Raw genomic sequence first — 14527 nt, forward strand, 5'->3', positions numbered from 1 at the left:
GTCGGCCTCCTAGGCGATCGCCGTTTCCTGTTGGGTGAAGAACGACGGGTCGGCTGCCCGGATCACGCCCTCGGCGTCGACGAGGTCGGTCACGCGACCCTGGATCACGGCCGAGCCGAGCAGGCCCGGCCGATCGCTCTCGCGCTTGACCGTGATGTTCTCGTGCACGATGTCGACGATGTCGTCGACGAGCAGACCCACGCTGCGGTCGTTCTTGGTGTAGACCACGACCTGCAGCTTCTCGTCGGCCTCGCGTGGCCGCGGCGCGTAGCCACCCAGGACGTTCGAGACCGGAATCAGCGGCAGCAGTTCGTCGCGGTACTGGACGACCTGCTGGGTGCCGGCCTGTTCCACGCGCTCGGGCTCGAATTCCTCGAGGCGGGCGACCATCTCCAGCGGCATGCCCAGGCGGGAACCCTCGCCGACGGTGAAGAGCAGCAGGGTCTTCCGCTCGCCGGCGTCGTCGGCTCCGTCGTCCTGCAGGGCGGCTCCGTGTTCGCGGATCTCGCTGAGCACTCCGGCGCCCTGGGCGACACCGATCACGTCGAGGATCAGCGCCACCGCGCCGTCGCCCATGATCGTCGCCCCGGCGTAGGTCGCCAGGTTCTTGATCTCCGAACCCAGTGGCTTGACCACGATCTCCTCGGTGTCGTTGATCGAGTCGACGACCAGGCCGAAATCCCGTTCGTCGGCCTGGAGCACGACGATGTTCACGATCGGGTCGTCGGGGTCGAGCTCGGCCTCGGGCAGGCCCAGCTCGCGATTCAGGTAGACCAGGGGCAGCAGGTTGCCACGCAGTCGGTAGACCGGCGTCCCGTGGATCAGCTCGATCCCGTTGCGGGCCACGTCGCCCTCGAGACGCAGCAGTTCGATCAGGCTCACCTGCGGGATCGCGAAACGGTTCTGCGCGGCCGCGACGATCTGCGCCGGGATGATCGCGAGTGTGAGCGGAATCTTGATCCGGAAGGTCGTGCCCTGTCCCGCGCGGGTCTGGATCTCGATGGTGCCGCCGATCTTCTCGATGTTCGTGCGGACCACGTCCATGCCGACGCCGCGCCCGGACACGTTCGTCACCTGCTTGGCCGTCGACAGGCCGGCCTTGAAGATCAGGTTCGCGACCTCGCGTTCGCTCATCGCCTCGGCCTGGTCCTCGGTGATGAGACCGTTGCGGACCGCCTTGGCGGCGATGGCGCCGGTGTCGATGCCGCCGCCGTCGTCGGCGATCTCGATGTTCACCAGCCCGCCCTCGTGGAAGGCGCGGAGCAACAGCACTCCCTCGGCGGGCTTGCCGTTCGCCCTGCGCGTCTCGCAGTCCTCCACGCCGTGGTCGACGGCGTTGCGGACGAGGTGGGTCAGCGGATCCTTGATCGCCTCGATCAGGGTCTTGTCGAGTTCGGTGTCCTTGCCCTCCATCTCCAGCCGGATCTTCTTGCCGCAGGAGTTGGCGAGGTCGCGGACCACGCGGGGAAGCTTGTTCCAGATGTTCCCGATCGGCTGCATGCGCGTCTTCATGACGTTCTCCTGCAGCTCGGAGGTGAGAACGTTCAGCCTCTGCGTGGTCGAGGCGAAGACCGGGTTCTGGACCTGGGCTCCGTACTGGAGGATCTGGTTGCGGGCGAGGACGAGCTCGCCGACCAGGTTCATGAGCTTGTCGAGCAGGCCGACGTCGACCCGGATCGCCTGTTCGGTGGCGCTCCTGGCGGCGGCATCGGCTCTCGCCTGGGCCTGTTCCGACGGTGCCTGCGATTCGTTCGTCGGTGCCGCCTTGCTGACCTGCACCGTCGCGGCGTGGACCTGATCGACGGCCGGGTCGGCATCGGCCGTCCCGGCGTGGTCGTCGCACGCGTCGTCGGCCCCGGTCTCGTCGGGCGCCTCCGTCCCGTCCGTGACGTCTTCGGTCTGCACGTCGGTGGCTGCGTCCGCGTCCTCCGCGCCGTCCTCGAGACCGCCCGTCTTCTGCAGGCGCTCGAGCTCGGCGATCAGGGCGGAGTAGTCGGTGTCCCCTTCGGTCTGCGTCGACTCGATGTGTCCGAGCATCTCGCGCACCGCGTCGCCCATGTGCAGCAGGGTGTCGGTGATCGGGCGGTTCACGGCCCAGTGGCCGTCGCGCAGCAGGCTCAGGAGGTTCTCCCCGGTGTGGGTGACCTTCTCGAGCTTGCCGAAGCCGAGGAACCCGCAGGTACCCTTGATCGTGTGGATCGTCCGGAAGATCGACGCGATGATGTCGGTCTCCTGCGGATTCTCCTCGAGCGAGACCATGTCCTGCTCGAGCTGATCGAGGTTCTCGTAACTCTCGACGAGGAATTCCTGGAGGACTTCGTCCAGTTCGCTCATGCCACCGGCCTCGCGATTCGTGCTCCGATGTCCCGCACGCGGCGGGCTCGATTCGCTCTACGGGGCGGATATCGGTCGTCTCCGGGCCCGGCTTTAGGCGGGAATCCGGCGGACGGTGGCTCCCGGAGCTTCCCGGCCGCGGGTCGGGACGGGTGGTGGATCCACTCGGCGTGCTGGTGGACGCAACCCTCGGTGCTTTCTATACTTGCCGACTCCGGCCAGAGGACGACCGCGCGCACCACCAGACGGTGGCCACCGCGACGCGGTCCGCGAAAGGTGATCGATGAGCGAACGAGTGCTTCGGATCGGGAACGCGAGCGGTTACTGGGGCGACGACCTGACCGTGCTGCGGCGCCAGATCGAAGGCGGCCCCCTGGACTTCGTCACCCTGGACTTCCTCGCCGAGATCACCATGTCGATCCTTCAGAAGCAGCGGGATCGCGATCCGTCGGCCGGCTACGCCCGCGACTTCGTCGACCAGATGGACGAGGTCATGGCCGCGGCGCTCGAGCGCGACGTGGTGGTCATCAGCAACGCCGGCGGCGTGGCGCCCCGGGCCTGCGCGGACGCGATCCTCGAGCGCGTCCGGGCCCGTGGTCTGGACCCTCGGATCGGCGTGGTCGCCGGCGACGACCTGCTCGATCGCCTGCCGGGCTGGCACGAGGAGGGAGTCGACCTCTCCAACATGGACGACGGTCGGAGCTTCGACACGATCGTCGGGCGCGTGAGCAGTGCGAACGCCTACTTCGGAGCCGCTCCGGTCGTCCGGGCACTCGAAATGGGCGCGCAGATGATCGTCACCGGCCGCGTCACCGACACCGGGATTACCCTGGCCCCCATGATCCAGCGCCTGGGCTGGGCCGCCGACGACTGGGATCGTCTGGCCGCGGGGATCGTCGCCGGTCACATCCTCGAGTGTGGAGCCCAGAGCACGGGGGGGAACTTCACCGACTGGCGCCGCGTGGGCGACTTCCACCGCATCGGCTACCCGATCTGCGAGATGCACGAGGACGGAAGCTTCGTCCTGACCAAGCACGAGGGCACCGGCGGTATGGTGTCGGTCGAGACCATCAAGGAACAGTTGCTGTACGAAATGGGGGATCCGCACCGCTACCTCACGCCGGACGTGGTGGTGGACTTCTCGAGCATCCGTCTCGAGTCCGACGGCCCGGACCGCGTGCGCGTGTGGGGCGTGCGAGGCGCGCCGCCGACCGAGTTCCTGAAGGTCTCGGTCAGCTACTCCGACGGGCACAAGGCCTCGGGCGCGGTGATCGTCTCGGGCCCCGAGGCCCGCGACAAGTGCGAGGCCTTCGCCGACATCCTGTGGAAGCGACTTCCCGAGTACGAGGAATCGCTCACCGAGTACGTGGGTGCCGATGCGACCTGGGGTCCGCTCAGTCCGAGCGCCGATGCGAACGAGATCTACCTGCGCTTCGGAGCGCGCGACCACGACGCGGCGAAGCTGGGCGAGTTCAGCAAGATGCTTCCGGCGCTGATCCTCTCGGGGCCGCCGGGAGTGGCCGTCACCGGGGGGCGCCCACGGGTGCAGGGGGTGGTCGCCTACTGGCCGCTGCTCGTTCCACGCGAGCGCTGCACGGCGCAGGTGACCGTCGTCGCGGGAAGCGGCGAGGAGAGCGCCGAGGTCGGGTTCACCGGACCCACCGGACCCGGTGCCTGCGAGGGGACCGCGGCGACCCTCACCGAAGCGCCGGCTCCATCGGGTGAGACGGTCACGGTTCCCCTGCGGCGCGTGGCCCACGGGCGCAGCGGCGACAAGGGCGACACCTGCAACATCGGCGTCATCGCGCGGCATCCCGCCCTGTACGGTTGGATGCGGGACACCCTGACCGCGGAGTGGGTGAAGGAGCGCTTCACCGGAATCGCCCACGGCGACGTCGAGCGCTTCGAGGTGCCGAACCTCGACGCCCTGAACTTCCTCCTGCACGAGTCGTTGGGTGGGGGCGGGACCCTCGCGCTGAAGATCGACGCCCAGGGCAAGACCTTGAGCCACGCATTGCTCGGCTGCGAGGTCGAGATCGACCGCGCGCTGCTCGACCTCGTGGAGGACGCGTCGTGAGCCGTCTGCGTCTCGAGCCGTCGGGTGACGTCCTGACGATCGTCCTCGACCGCCCCGACGCGCGGAATGCGCTCGACGAGCAGGCCATCGCCGAACTGACCGAGGCCCTGCGCGGACCCGCGTCCGATTCCGGCGTGCGCTTCGTGGTGCTCCGGGGCGAGGGCAAGGTCTTCTGCGCCGGGGCCGACCTCGACTACATGCGCCGCCTGGCGGCCGCCGACGACGAGACGAACCAGGCCGATGCACGCCGGCTCGGTGCGCTGTTCGACGCCATCGCCGGCTGTCCGCATCCCGTGCTCGCCGCGGTGCACGGCGCGGCGATCGGGGGCGGTATCGGACTCGTCGCGGCCGCCGACCTCGTGGTCGCGACCGAGGGCACGAAGTTCGGCTTCACCGAGGTCCGCCTGGGCATCGTGCCCGGTGTGATCTCGCCCTACGCCGTGCGGCGGCTCGGACCGGCCGTCGCCCGCCGCCTGTTCCTCACCGGCGAGATCTTCGCCGCACCCGTCGCGCGGGACTTCGGCCTGGTCGACGAGATCGTCGCCGACGGCGCACTCGATCCGGCGATCAGCCGCTGGGTCGAGCGGTTGCGGGTCGGGGGCCCCGGGGCACAGACCGCCGTGAAGCGGCTGCTCGACGACGTGCTCGACGCACCCCTGGCCGAGGCGGTGCAACGCACGCCGGCGCACATCGCCCGCCAGCGGGCCACCGACGAGGCGCGCGAGGGATTCGCCGCCTTCTTCGAGCGGCGCCCACCCTCGTGGTCGCCGGAGGCGAAGTCATGAGGGCGCGTCCGTTCCGCCGCGTGCTCGTGGCCAACCGCGGGGAGATCGCCGTCCGCGTTCTTCGCGCCTGCCGACAGCGAGGACTCGAGACCGTGGCCGTGGTCAGCGAGGCCGACCGCGCGTCGCTGGCCGCTCAGTTGGCCGACCAGGTCGTCGAGATCGGTCCGGCCCCCGCCGCCGAGAGCTATCTGCGTATCGACGCCATCCTCGACGCCGCGCGGGGCACCGGCGCCGATGCGATCCATCCCGGCTACGGATTCCTGGCAGAGAACGCCGCCTTCGCCCGGGCCTGCGACGACGCCGGGGTGGTGTTCATCGGACCGGGTGCCGACGTGATCGATGCCATGGGGGTGAAGACCGAGGCCCGCCGCCGCATGGAAGAGGCCGGGGTGCCGGTCGTGCCCGGGGCGCTGCTCGAGGGCGACGACCCTGCGGCCTGGGAGGCCGCCGGCTCCGGCGTCGGCTATCCGTTGCTCGTGAAGGCCGCCGCCGGAGGTGGGGGCAAGGGCATGCGCGCCGTCCACGGAGCGGCGGATCTGGTCGACGCGATCGGCGCCGCCCGCCGGGAGGCGGCCAGTGCCTTCGGCGACGCCACCGTGTACCTGGAACGACTGCTGATCCGGCCACGCCACGTGGAGGTCCAGGTCCTCGGCGACACCCACGGTCACGTCCTGCACCTGGGCGAGCGTGATTGTTCGGTACAGCGTCGGCACCAGAAGGTGGTGGAGGAGTCGCCCGCCCCCGGGCTGAGCGACGACCTGCGGGCGCGCCTGCACGACGCCGCGGTGCGTGCCGCCCGGGCCGTGGACTACGTCGGCGCCGGAACCGTCGAGATGCTGCTCGACGCATCGGGGGACTTCTTCTTCCTCGAGATGAACACCCGTCTGCAGGTCGAACATCCCGTGACCGAGAACGTCACCGGGGTCGACCTGGTGGAGGCCCAGTTGCGCGTGGCCGCCGGCGAACGGCTGGCGCTCACGCAGGACGAGATCCGCGCCCACGGTCACTCGATCGAGGTGCGGCTGTACGCCGAGGATCCCGCCCGGGGCTTCCTGCCGCAGACGGGCACGCTGCACCTCTTCGAACCGCCGGCAGGTCCGGGCGTGCGCGTGGACACCGGCGTGACGACGGGCAGCGAGGTCACGCTGCACTACGACCCGATGATCGCGAAGCTGTGCGCGTGGGGCGCGGACCGCGAACAGTCGCGCCGGCGTCTGATCGAGGCCCTGAGCGAGACCACCGTGCTCGGTCCGACGACGAACCTGTCGCACCTGCTGGCGATCCTCGGACACGAGGCCTTCGCCTCGGGTGCGGTGCACACCGGATTCCTCGAAGAGCACCTGGCCGACTGGAGCCCCGACGGCGAGGGGAACGTGGACACCGACGAGGCCCTGTGGCTGGCGGCGGCGGCGAGTTTCGCTCTCGACCCGGGGGGCGGGACGGCGCGCCGTTCCGACCGCGACACGATCGGCGAGGCGCCGGGACCCTGGGAGGACCTGGGTCCGCTGCGCCTGGTCCCCGCGCGGGAGGACGGATGATGGAGATCGATCTCGAACGCGACGGCCGCCGTCGACGGACAAGGGTCCATCGCGAGGGCGACGACACCCTGCGCGTGCAGATCGACGGGGGCGACGCCCGCACGGTACGGGTGATCGCGCGCGACGAGAACACGCTCCTGCTCGACGTCGACGGCCGTCGGCATCGCCTTCGCTGGGTGCGGCGGGGGCGCGAGCTCCACCTGGGTCTGCGCGGTCACTCCGCGCACTTCCACTGGGTGGAGGAGGACGAGGTCGACGAGACCGTCGGGGCCGCCTCGCCGGTGGTCCGAGCGCCGATGCCCGGCAGGGTTCTCGAGGTGACCGTGGCGGCGGGCGACCCCGTCGCGGCGGGGCAGGTGGTGGCGCGCATCGAAGCGATGAAGATGGAGATCGCCCTGTCGAGCGACGTGGCCGGGCGGGTGTCGACGGTCCACGCCGGCAAGGACGCTCTCGTCGAACCCGATCAGCCCGTGGTGACGATCGAGCCGGACGGCGAGGCGGATTGAACCGCGAGACCCGCATCCGCGCCGACCTGGCGCTGGTCCTGGTCACGATCTTCTGGGGAGTCACCTTCCCGCTGATCCGCAGCGCACTCGCCGACGTCGGTCCGCACCAGTTCATCGGGTGGCGCTTCGCGCTCGGCACCGCGGCCTTCCTGCCGCTGGTGGTCCTCGATCCGGGGGCCCGCGCCGGGCTGCGCCGGGCACTGCTCCCCGGCGCGCTGCTGGGATTGATCGCGTGGTCGTCCTACGTGTCCCAGACGATCGGCCTGCAGACCGTGCCGGCGGGGCGTGCCGCCTTCATCACCGGCACGGCGGTGATCATCGTGCCGCTGCTGGCTCCGGTGTTCCGGGCCGGTCGGCCCACGGCGGTCGACTTCGCCGCGGCCGTGGTGGCGGCAGGGGGGCTGTACCTGCTGACCGGAGCCGGCGCGACCGGCGTGTCCGGCTTCGGGGTGGGGGATCTCTGGGTGCTCGCCTGCGCCCTGGGTTACTCGACGTACGTGCTCGTATTGCAACGTGTTCTGACGGTCGAGCACCACCCGACCAGCCTCGCGTTCACGCAGGTGGCCACGATCGGACTGATCGGGGTCGCCGTGCTCGGCGTCCGTGGGAATGTCGCGATCGAGCTCTCGGGGGACGTGGTGCGCGCGCTCGGCTTCTGCGCGCTGGTGGCGACGGTGGGGACCTTCTGGTTGCAGACCCGGTTCCAGGGCTCGACGACGCCGCAGCGGGCATCGCTGATCTTCTCGCTCGAGCCCGTCTTCGCCACCTTCTTCGCGTGGTGGCTGCTGTCCGAGGTCCTCACGCCGCTGGGAGCGCTGGGGGCGGCCCTGATCCTCGCCGCGGTGATCGCCTCGGAGACCTGGACCGGGCGTCGAACGCACCGATCCGACGCGACGGCTGGCCAAGGCGGCGTGACCCCGGTAGACTCGTAGGACCATGAGCTCTTCCGCCGCACGCGAACGTTTCGGACGACTGGCCGCCCTCGAGGACGACCACATCGACCTGCTCGAGGGTGCCTTCCTGATCGCCCAGGAGGAGTACCCGGAGCTCGTGCTCGACGAGCAGATCCAGCGCGTCGAGGCGATCGCCCGTCGCTGTTCCGAGCACCTGGCCGGGGCCGAGGACTTCTTCCACGCGGTGTGGGTGATCAACCGTGTGCTCTTCGACGAGATGGGCCTCCGTGGCAACGTCGAAGCCTTCGACGACCCCGAGAACAGCTACCTGAACCGGGTTCTCGACCGTCGCACGGGCATTCCGATCACGCTGTCGGTACTCTACCGCGAGGTCGCGCGCCGCTGCGGGTTCCACGTCGAGGGCATCGGCCTGCCCGGTCACTTCGTCGTGCGCGTGACCGACGACTGGGGTCATACCTACGTCGATCCCTTCCACGGCGGCAGCGTCGTGACGCGCGACGATCTGTCGCGTCTGTTGCACGAGCGATTCGGCCCGCGGGCACGACTGCTCGAGGAACACCTCGAACCGGTGTCCTCCCGGCGGATCCTCACCCGCATGCTCCTGAACCTGAAGCGGATCTACGTGCGCAAGCAGGACGACGAGCGGGCGGTGCTGGCGAGCGAACGGATCGTCCTTCTGCAGCCCGATGCCGCGACCGAGCGCCGTGACCGCGGGCTCCTGTACCGCCGGACCGGTCGCCGCGCCGAGGCGATCACCGATCTCCGGTGGTACCTCAACGACCGGCCGCAGGCGATCGACGGACCCCGCATCCGGCGCGTGCTCAACGAGCTCCTGCACGAGCGCGCCGCCGAGGGATGATCCGGCGCGGGCGCGTCTCCGCCTTCCTGTTCGCGCTCCTCCTCCTCATCGACGCGGTTCCCCCCGCATCTGCGGCCGAGCGCGAGGGCTTCGCGTTGGTCCTCGGTGGCGGCGGGGCCAAGGGCCTCGCGCACATCGGCGTGATCCGGGTGCTCGAGGAACTGGACATGACCCCTTCCCTGGTCGTCGGGACCAGCATGGGGGCGTTGGTCGGCTCGCTGTACGCGAGCGGCCTCGACGCCGACGAGCTCGAGAGTCTGGTGGTCGATCGGAACTGGCTGCGGACCCTCCTCGACTCCGACGCCCCGGCCCAGCCGGTCCAGGGCGGGTGGAGCAGCCTGCCGCGCGCACAGCTGCGTCTGTGGCTCGACACCTGGCCGCCGAGTCTGCCGCCGGGAGCCAGCCAGGGACACGCGGTCGAGGGACTGATCGGCCGCCTGACCGCCGACGCGGCGTACCGGGCCGGCAACGATCTCGACCGGTTGCCGATTCCCTTCCGGTGCGTGTCGACGGATCTCATGACGGGTGAGGCGGTGGTCTTCGACGAGGGATCGGTGGCGCGCATGGTGCGGGCCAGTGGGGGACTGCCGCTGGTCTTCGCTCCGGTCGAGTACCGTGGCCGTCACCTGGTCGACGGTGGTTTCGTCGACAACCTGCCGCTCGGCGTCGCCCGGTCGATGGGATTCGAACGCGCGATCGTGGTCGACGTCAGCAATGCCTTCGTCCCTCCCGACTCGCCCCCCAGCGACCTGTTCGGATTGTTGCAGCGGTCGACGAGTCTCGCGCAGCTGGCCGAGAACACCGTCGAGGCCGGCGCGGGTGACGTGGTGCTGCGCCTCGACCTGCGCGACCACTCGTCGCTGGGTTTCTGGGCCTCCGAGGACATCGTCGACGAGGGCTACCGTCAGGCCTCGGCCCACCGCGAGGAGTTGCGCGCGGTCGGAGAGGCTGCGGGTGCGGCTGCGGCGCGACCGCAGCCACCGAAGGTGACCGTCGGTCCGTTGCGTGTCGAGGCGGTCGAGGTGCGCGGAAACCGGCGTCTGTCGGGTTGGTCGATCCGCAAGCGGTTCGACCTCGCGGCGGGCGATACGGTGCAGGCCGAAACGCTGTGGACGCGGGCGGCGGACCTGGCCCGACAGTCGATCTTCGAGAGCGTCTGGGTCGAGGCGCTGCCGCGGCCGGACGGAACGATGCGGGTGGTGACGCACGTCGACGAGCGCGATCGCCCCGAGCTGGAGCTGGCGGCGAACTACCGCGACGACATCGGGCCCGCGGCGATGCTCCGGTTGCGGCTCGACAACCGGCTCGGCGCCGGGGGTGGTCGGACGCTGACCTGGAAGGTGAGCGACGAACGGGCGAGCCTGGCCCTCGACACGTCGGTCCCGATCCGTGGTTCGAGGCGCGTCGAGTTCCGCGCCGGAGGACGGTGGGTGAACGAGCGGGTCGAGATCGAGGAGGGACCGCGCGGTGAGGACGCATGGTCGTTCCGGCGCGTCGGCGGCCATGCCGACGTCATCGTGGGTCGCGAGGTGGGCGAACCCGCCCTACGGTTCGGCTTCGAAGCGCTCGACGGCCGCCGTCACCTCGAGTCGCGCGCGCCCTCCGGCAATGGAGAGTCACGGTGGCGGGCCGTCCGTGTCCGGCTCGAGACGTGGACGGGAGGCGGGCTGAACCCGTGGCCGGGGCAGGGCTTCGCGGTCACCGGGCGGTGGGGACTGCGAACCCTGGGTGGGCGCAGCAACGCGTGGTCGGTCGAGGGCGGATGGACGCATCGACTGTTCGCGACCCGTTGGTTCGGCGCGACGTCGGTCGGCGGCGCCGCGTGGTCCGCGGCCGATTTTCCGCTGCAGTTGCTCCCGCGCGCCGGTGGGCCGCGGGGCTGGGTCGGTCAGGACCCCGACGCGATCCTCGCCCCGAAGCTGGCCTGGTCGCGTCTCGGACTGGATTTCTTCCTGAACCGCGAGATCCGCTTCGAGCTCGCAGGCGCGGTGGGTTGGTACGGTCGGGAGGGGCTGGACGAGCACCGTCCCCGCCCCGGAGTCCAGCTGCAGGTGATCTGGGAATCGGCGCTGGGGCCGGTCCAGCTCGGCTGGGCGGGAGGCCGTCGCAACGAGCCGCGGGTCGTCTTCGACGTCGGTCACGAGTTCTGAACCGGGCCGCCCGTCGTCTGCCTGCGCCAACTCTCTTCGCCAGAACGAGTTTCCGGATCGGGCGCTCCTCGGGTGAAGGTCGGGGTCGGGCCGGGCGGGCGCGGGACGGAGGTGGTGCGCCGTCGGTCGCGAGTCCCAACTGAAGTTTTCACAGGCACTTGAAACGAAAATTCGAACGGGCGCGAAAAATCGGTTGAGGCCCCCATGGCTTGTGGTAGCTTGCGCACGTCGCCACCAGATCTTGTGGAGACGGGCCCCAACCGCCTGCGGCACACCGACTTCCGGCGAACCGTGCGGTTCCGTCCTCCCCGGCCCTGGCGACGGCCACCGACGCGCGGTGTCGCGCAGTCCACGTCGAGCATCGGAAGCCCGACGGAAGCGGCGGACGAAGAGGTCCGCCCCGGGGATCCGTCGTCCCCGAAGAGTCGAGATCGAGAACCGTCGGGTGTGCGCGCGACCGCGTGACGCTCGCCCCGACACCCCAGCCCATGGACGGAAGGAGCCGAACGACCATGGCCGACGACCTCAGCCTGCACTCGGAGAAGGACGCCACCCGCACGGTCGCGAAGGACGCGACCACCCGAAAGGGCGTCCACGTCACTCGACACTTCACACGCCCCGGCGAGTCGGTCTTCGACTCCGTCGAGTGGGAACTCCGCACGGCCACGATCGCCGACGACAAGGGCGAGGTCCTCTTCGAGCAGACCGACGTCGAGGTCCCCGCGAGTTGGAGCCAGCTCGCCACGAACGTCGTCGTCTCGAAGTATTTCCGGGGGTCGGTGGGGCGGCCCGGCCGAGAGACCAGCGTTCGTCAGCTGATCGGACGGATCGTCGACACACTCACCGCCTGGGGGACCAAGGACGGCTACTTCGCGACGAACGACGACCGCGACGCCTTCCGGGACGAACTCACGCATCTGTTGCTGTACCAGAAGCTGAGCTTCAACTCGCCGGTGTGGTTCAACATGGGCGTCGAGGAGACACCGCAGTGCTCGGCCTGCTTCATCAACTCGGTCGACGACTCCATGGGTTCGATCATGGACCTGGCCAAGACCGAGGGCATGCTCTTCAAGTTCGGCTCGGGGACCGGGACCAACTTCTCGGCCCTGCGCGGAAGCCAGGAGACCCTGCACGGCGGCGGCGTGGCGAGCGGCCCGGTCAGCTTCATGAAGGGCTTCGACGCCTTCGCCGGCGTGATCAAGAGCGGCGGCAAGACCCGCCGCGCCGCCAAGATGGTGATCCTCGACGCCGACCATCCCGACATCGAGGAGTTCATCGAGTGCAAGGTCAACGAAGAGAAGAAGGCCTGGGCACTGATCGACGCCGGCTACGACGGCAGCTTCCGCGGTGAGGCCTACGGCTCGGTGTTCTTCCAGAACAGCAACAATTCCGTCCGTGTGGCCGACGACTTCATGCGCGCCGTCCTCGAGGACCGCGAGTGGCACACGACGGCGCGTGTCGACGGGCGTACCGTCGGGACGCATCGCGCCCGTGATCTCATGCGCAAGATCAGCGAGAGCGCCTGGCACTGCGGCGATCCCGGCATGCAGTACGACACCACGATCAACGACTGGCACACCTGCAAGGGCACCGACCGCATCTACGCCAGCAATCCGTGCAGCGAATACATGTTCCTGAACGACACGGCCTGCAACCTGGCCTCGCTCAACCTGCTGAAGTTCCGCGCCGACGACCTGACCTTCGACGTCGAGGCCTTCCGCCGCGCCGTCGACGTCACCATCCTCGGCATGGAGATCATCGTCGACAACGCCAGCTACCCGCGGGATCGCATCGCCGAGAACAGCTACCGCTTCCGTCCGCTCGGACTGGGCTACGCGAACCTCGGGGCCCTCCTCATGAGCCGGGGGCTCGCCTACGACAGCGACGAGGGTCGGGACTTCGCGGCGGCCGTGACCGCGCTCATGTGCGGCCAGGCCTACCGCCGCTCCGCCGAGATCGCGGAGTCGACCGGACCGTTCGCGGGCTATCCCGAGAACGAATCGTCGATGCTCGACGTCATTGCCAAACACCGTGCGGCCGTATCGACGATCAACCGCCAGCGTGTGCCGGCCGACCTCTTCGAGGCCGCCGGGCAGAGCTGGGACGAGGCCCTCGACCTCGGTCGCGAGAACGGCTACCGCAACAGCCAGGTCACCGTGCTCGCACCGACGGGGACGATCGCCTTCATGATGGACTGCGACACGACGGGGATCGAGCCCGACATCGCGCTCATCAAGTACAAGAAGCTCGTCGGTGGCGGCTTTCTGAAGATCGTCAACCGGACCGTTCCCGAAGCCCTGCGCCGCCTGGGATACTCGGAGTCGCAGATCGAGGAGGTCGTCGCCTACGTCGACGACCAGGAGACGATCGAAGGCGCTCCGCACCTCCTCGACGACCACCTCACGGTCTTCGACTGTGCCTTCAAGCCGCAGAACGGGGTCCGCACGATCGAGCCCATGGGCCACGTGCGCATGATGGGCGCGGTGCAGCCCTTCCTGTCGGGCGCCATCTCGAAGACCGTGAACCTCCCGGAGGAGGCCACGGTCGAGGACATCGAGAACGCCTACATCGAGAGCTGGAAGCTCGGTCTGAAAGCGGTCGCGGTCTACCGGGACGGCAGCAAGCGCACGCAGCCCATGAACACCAGTCGCAGCAAGACCGACGACGCGGTCCGCAAGGAGGCCAGGGCTGCGGCGGAAGAACTGGTCGGTCCGCAGCGTCGCCGTCTGCCCGACGAGCGCACGGCGATCACGCACAAGTTCTCGATCCAGGGCCACGAAGGCTATCTGACCGTGGGTCTGTTCGAGGACGGGACGCCGGGTGAGCTCTTCGTGCGCATGGCGAAGGAGGGCTCGGTGATCAGCGGGCTCATGGACAGCTTCGCCACCGCGGTGTCGATCATGCTGCAGTACGGCGTTCCGCTCGAGGTCCTCTGCCAGAAGTTCAGCAACAGCCGGTTCGAGCCCAGCGGCTTCACCCGGAACCAGCAGATCCCCATGGCGAAGAGCATCACCGACTACATCTTCCGCTGGTTCGGGATCAAGTTCCTGGGGCACCGTCCGGCGAATGCCGATGTCGTCGAGGACGAGGTCGAGACCGCGGCGGGTGGCTCGCTGCCGCAGCTCGAGAAGACCGAGACCCCGGCGGGGCAGTCCAACGGACGCAGTGTCGGGGCCGCGGCGGTGGCGGACTCGCCACAGGGGACCACGGCGAGCGACGCGCCGCCTTGCACCGAGTGCGGTTCGGTCATGGTGCCCAACGGGAGCTGCTACCGCTGCGCGAACTGCGGGTCGACGAGCGGCTGCTCGTGATGCAGACTGGCCCGACGCCGTGATCGCGAACGGGCGTCCCGGACGGGGCGCCC

The 14527-nt window shown here is 69.5% G+C and carries 9 protein-coding genes; 8 read left to right on the forward strand and 1 reads right to left on the reverse strand.

Annotated features, from left to right (window positions below):
• Positions 1 to 9: 9 nt before the first annotated feature.
• A complete protein-coding gene (locus VKA86_07400) occupies positions 10 to 2334 on the reverse strand; it encodes a chemotaxis protein CheW (protein ID HKK71027.1) in 2325 nt (774 codons plus the stop codon).
• 283 nt (positions 2335 to 2617) lie between these two features.
• Between VKA86_07400 and VKA86_07405 the strand changes: the two genes are divergently transcribed.
• The 8 genes from VKA86_07405 to VKA86_07440 all read left to right on the forward strand — a co-directional run bounded on the left by VKA86_07405 (position 2618) and on the right by VKA86_07440 (position 14474).
• A complete protein-coding gene (locus VKA86_07405) occupies positions 2618 to 4411 on the forward strand; it encodes an acyclic terpene utilization AtuA family protein (protein ID HKK71028.1) in 1794 nt (597 codons plus the stop codon).
• Positions 4408 to 5196 (forward strand): enoyl-CoA hydratase-related protein, encoded by a 789-nt coding sequence (locus tag VKA86_07410; GenBank protein HKK71029.1) that lies wholly within the window; start codon positions 4408 to 4410, stop codon positions 5194 to 5196. The genes VKA86_07405 and VKA86_07410 overlap by 4 nt, the downstream gene beginning before the upstream one ends.
• On the forward strand, positions 5193 to 6734 hold the full coding sequence (locus VKA86_07415) for a biotin carboxylase N-terminal domain-containing protein (GenBank protein HKK71030.1): 1542 nt from the start codon (positions 5193 to 5195) through the stop codon (positions 6732 to 6734). Before VKA86_07410 ends, VKA86_07415 begins: the two co-directional genes overlap by 4 nt.
• Positions 6731 to 7240: a biotin/lipoyl-containing protein gene (locus tag VKA86_07420; GenBank protein HKK71031.1), complete on the forward strand. Its 510-nt coding sequence runs from the start codon at positions 6731 to 6733 to the stop codon at positions 7238 to 7240. The genes VKA86_07415 and VKA86_07420 overlap by 4 nt, the downstream gene beginning before the upstream one ends.
• A complete protein-coding gene (locus VKA86_07425) occupies positions 7237 to 8172 on the forward strand; it encodes a DMT family transporter (GenBank protein ID HKK71032.1) in 936 nt (311 codons plus the stop codon). The genes VKA86_07420 and VKA86_07425 overlap by 4 nt, the downstream gene beginning before the upstream one ends.
• 4 nt (positions 8173 to 8176) lie before the next feature.
• Positions 8177 to 9013, forward strand: coding sequence for a transglutaminase-like domain-containing protein (locus VKA86_07430; protein ID HKK71033.1), 837 nt, complete (start codon positions 8177 to 8179; stop codon positions 9011 to 9013).
• Entirely contained in the window at positions 9010 to 11163 is a 2154-nt protein-coding gene (locus tag VKA86_07435) for a patatin-like phospholipase family protein (protein HKK71034.1), read from the forward strand. Before VKA86_07430 ends, VKA86_07435 begins: the two co-directional genes overlap by 4 nt.
• Before the next feature lie 512 nt (positions 11164 to 11675).
• Positions 11676 to 14474 (forward strand): vitamin B12-dependent ribonucleotide reductase, encoded by a 2799-nt coding sequence (locus VKA86_07440; GenBank protein HKK71035.1) that lies wholly within the window; start codon positions 11676 to 11678, stop codon positions 14472 to 14474.
• The last annotated feature ends 53 nt before the right edge of the window (positions 14475 to 14527 follow it).

It is taken from the genome of Candidatus Krumholzibacteriia bacterium, assembly GCA_035268685.1.
Classification (GTDB): domain Bacteria; phylum Krumholzibacteriota; class Krumholzibacteriia; order JAJRXK01; family JAJRXK01; genus JAJRXK01.

Excerpts from the sequence above, each read along its gene's own strand:
- VKA86_07430 (HKK71033.1), top strand. The coding sequence starts at position 8,177 with ATGAGCTCTTCCGCCGCACGCGAACGTTTCGGACGACTGGCCGCCCTC.
- VKA86_07400 (HKK71027.1), bottom strand. The coding sequence starts at position 2,334 with ATGAGCGAACTGGACGAAGTCCTCCAGGAATTCCTCGTCGAGAGTTAC.
- VKA86_07405 (HKK71028.1), top strand. The coding sequence starts at position 2,618 with ATGAGCGAACGAGTGCTTCGGATCGGGAACGCGAGCGGTTACTGGGGC.
- VKA86_07420 (HKK71031.1), top strand. The coding sequence starts at position 6,731 with ATGATGGAGATCGATCTCGAACGCGACGGCCGCCGTCGACGGACAAGG.
- VKA86_07415 (HKK71030.1), top strand. The coding sequence starts at position 5,193 with ATGAGGGCGCGTCCGTTCCGCCGCGTGCTCGTGGCCAACCGCGGGGAG.
- VKA86_07440 (HKK71035.1), top strand. The coding sequence starts at position 11,676 with ATGGCCGACGACCTCAGCCTGCACTCGGAGAAGGACGCCACCCGCACG.
- VKA86_07435 (HKK71034.1), top strand. The coding sequence starts at position 9,010 with ATGATCCGGCGCGGGCGCGTCTCCGCCTTCCTGTTCGCGCTCCTCCTC.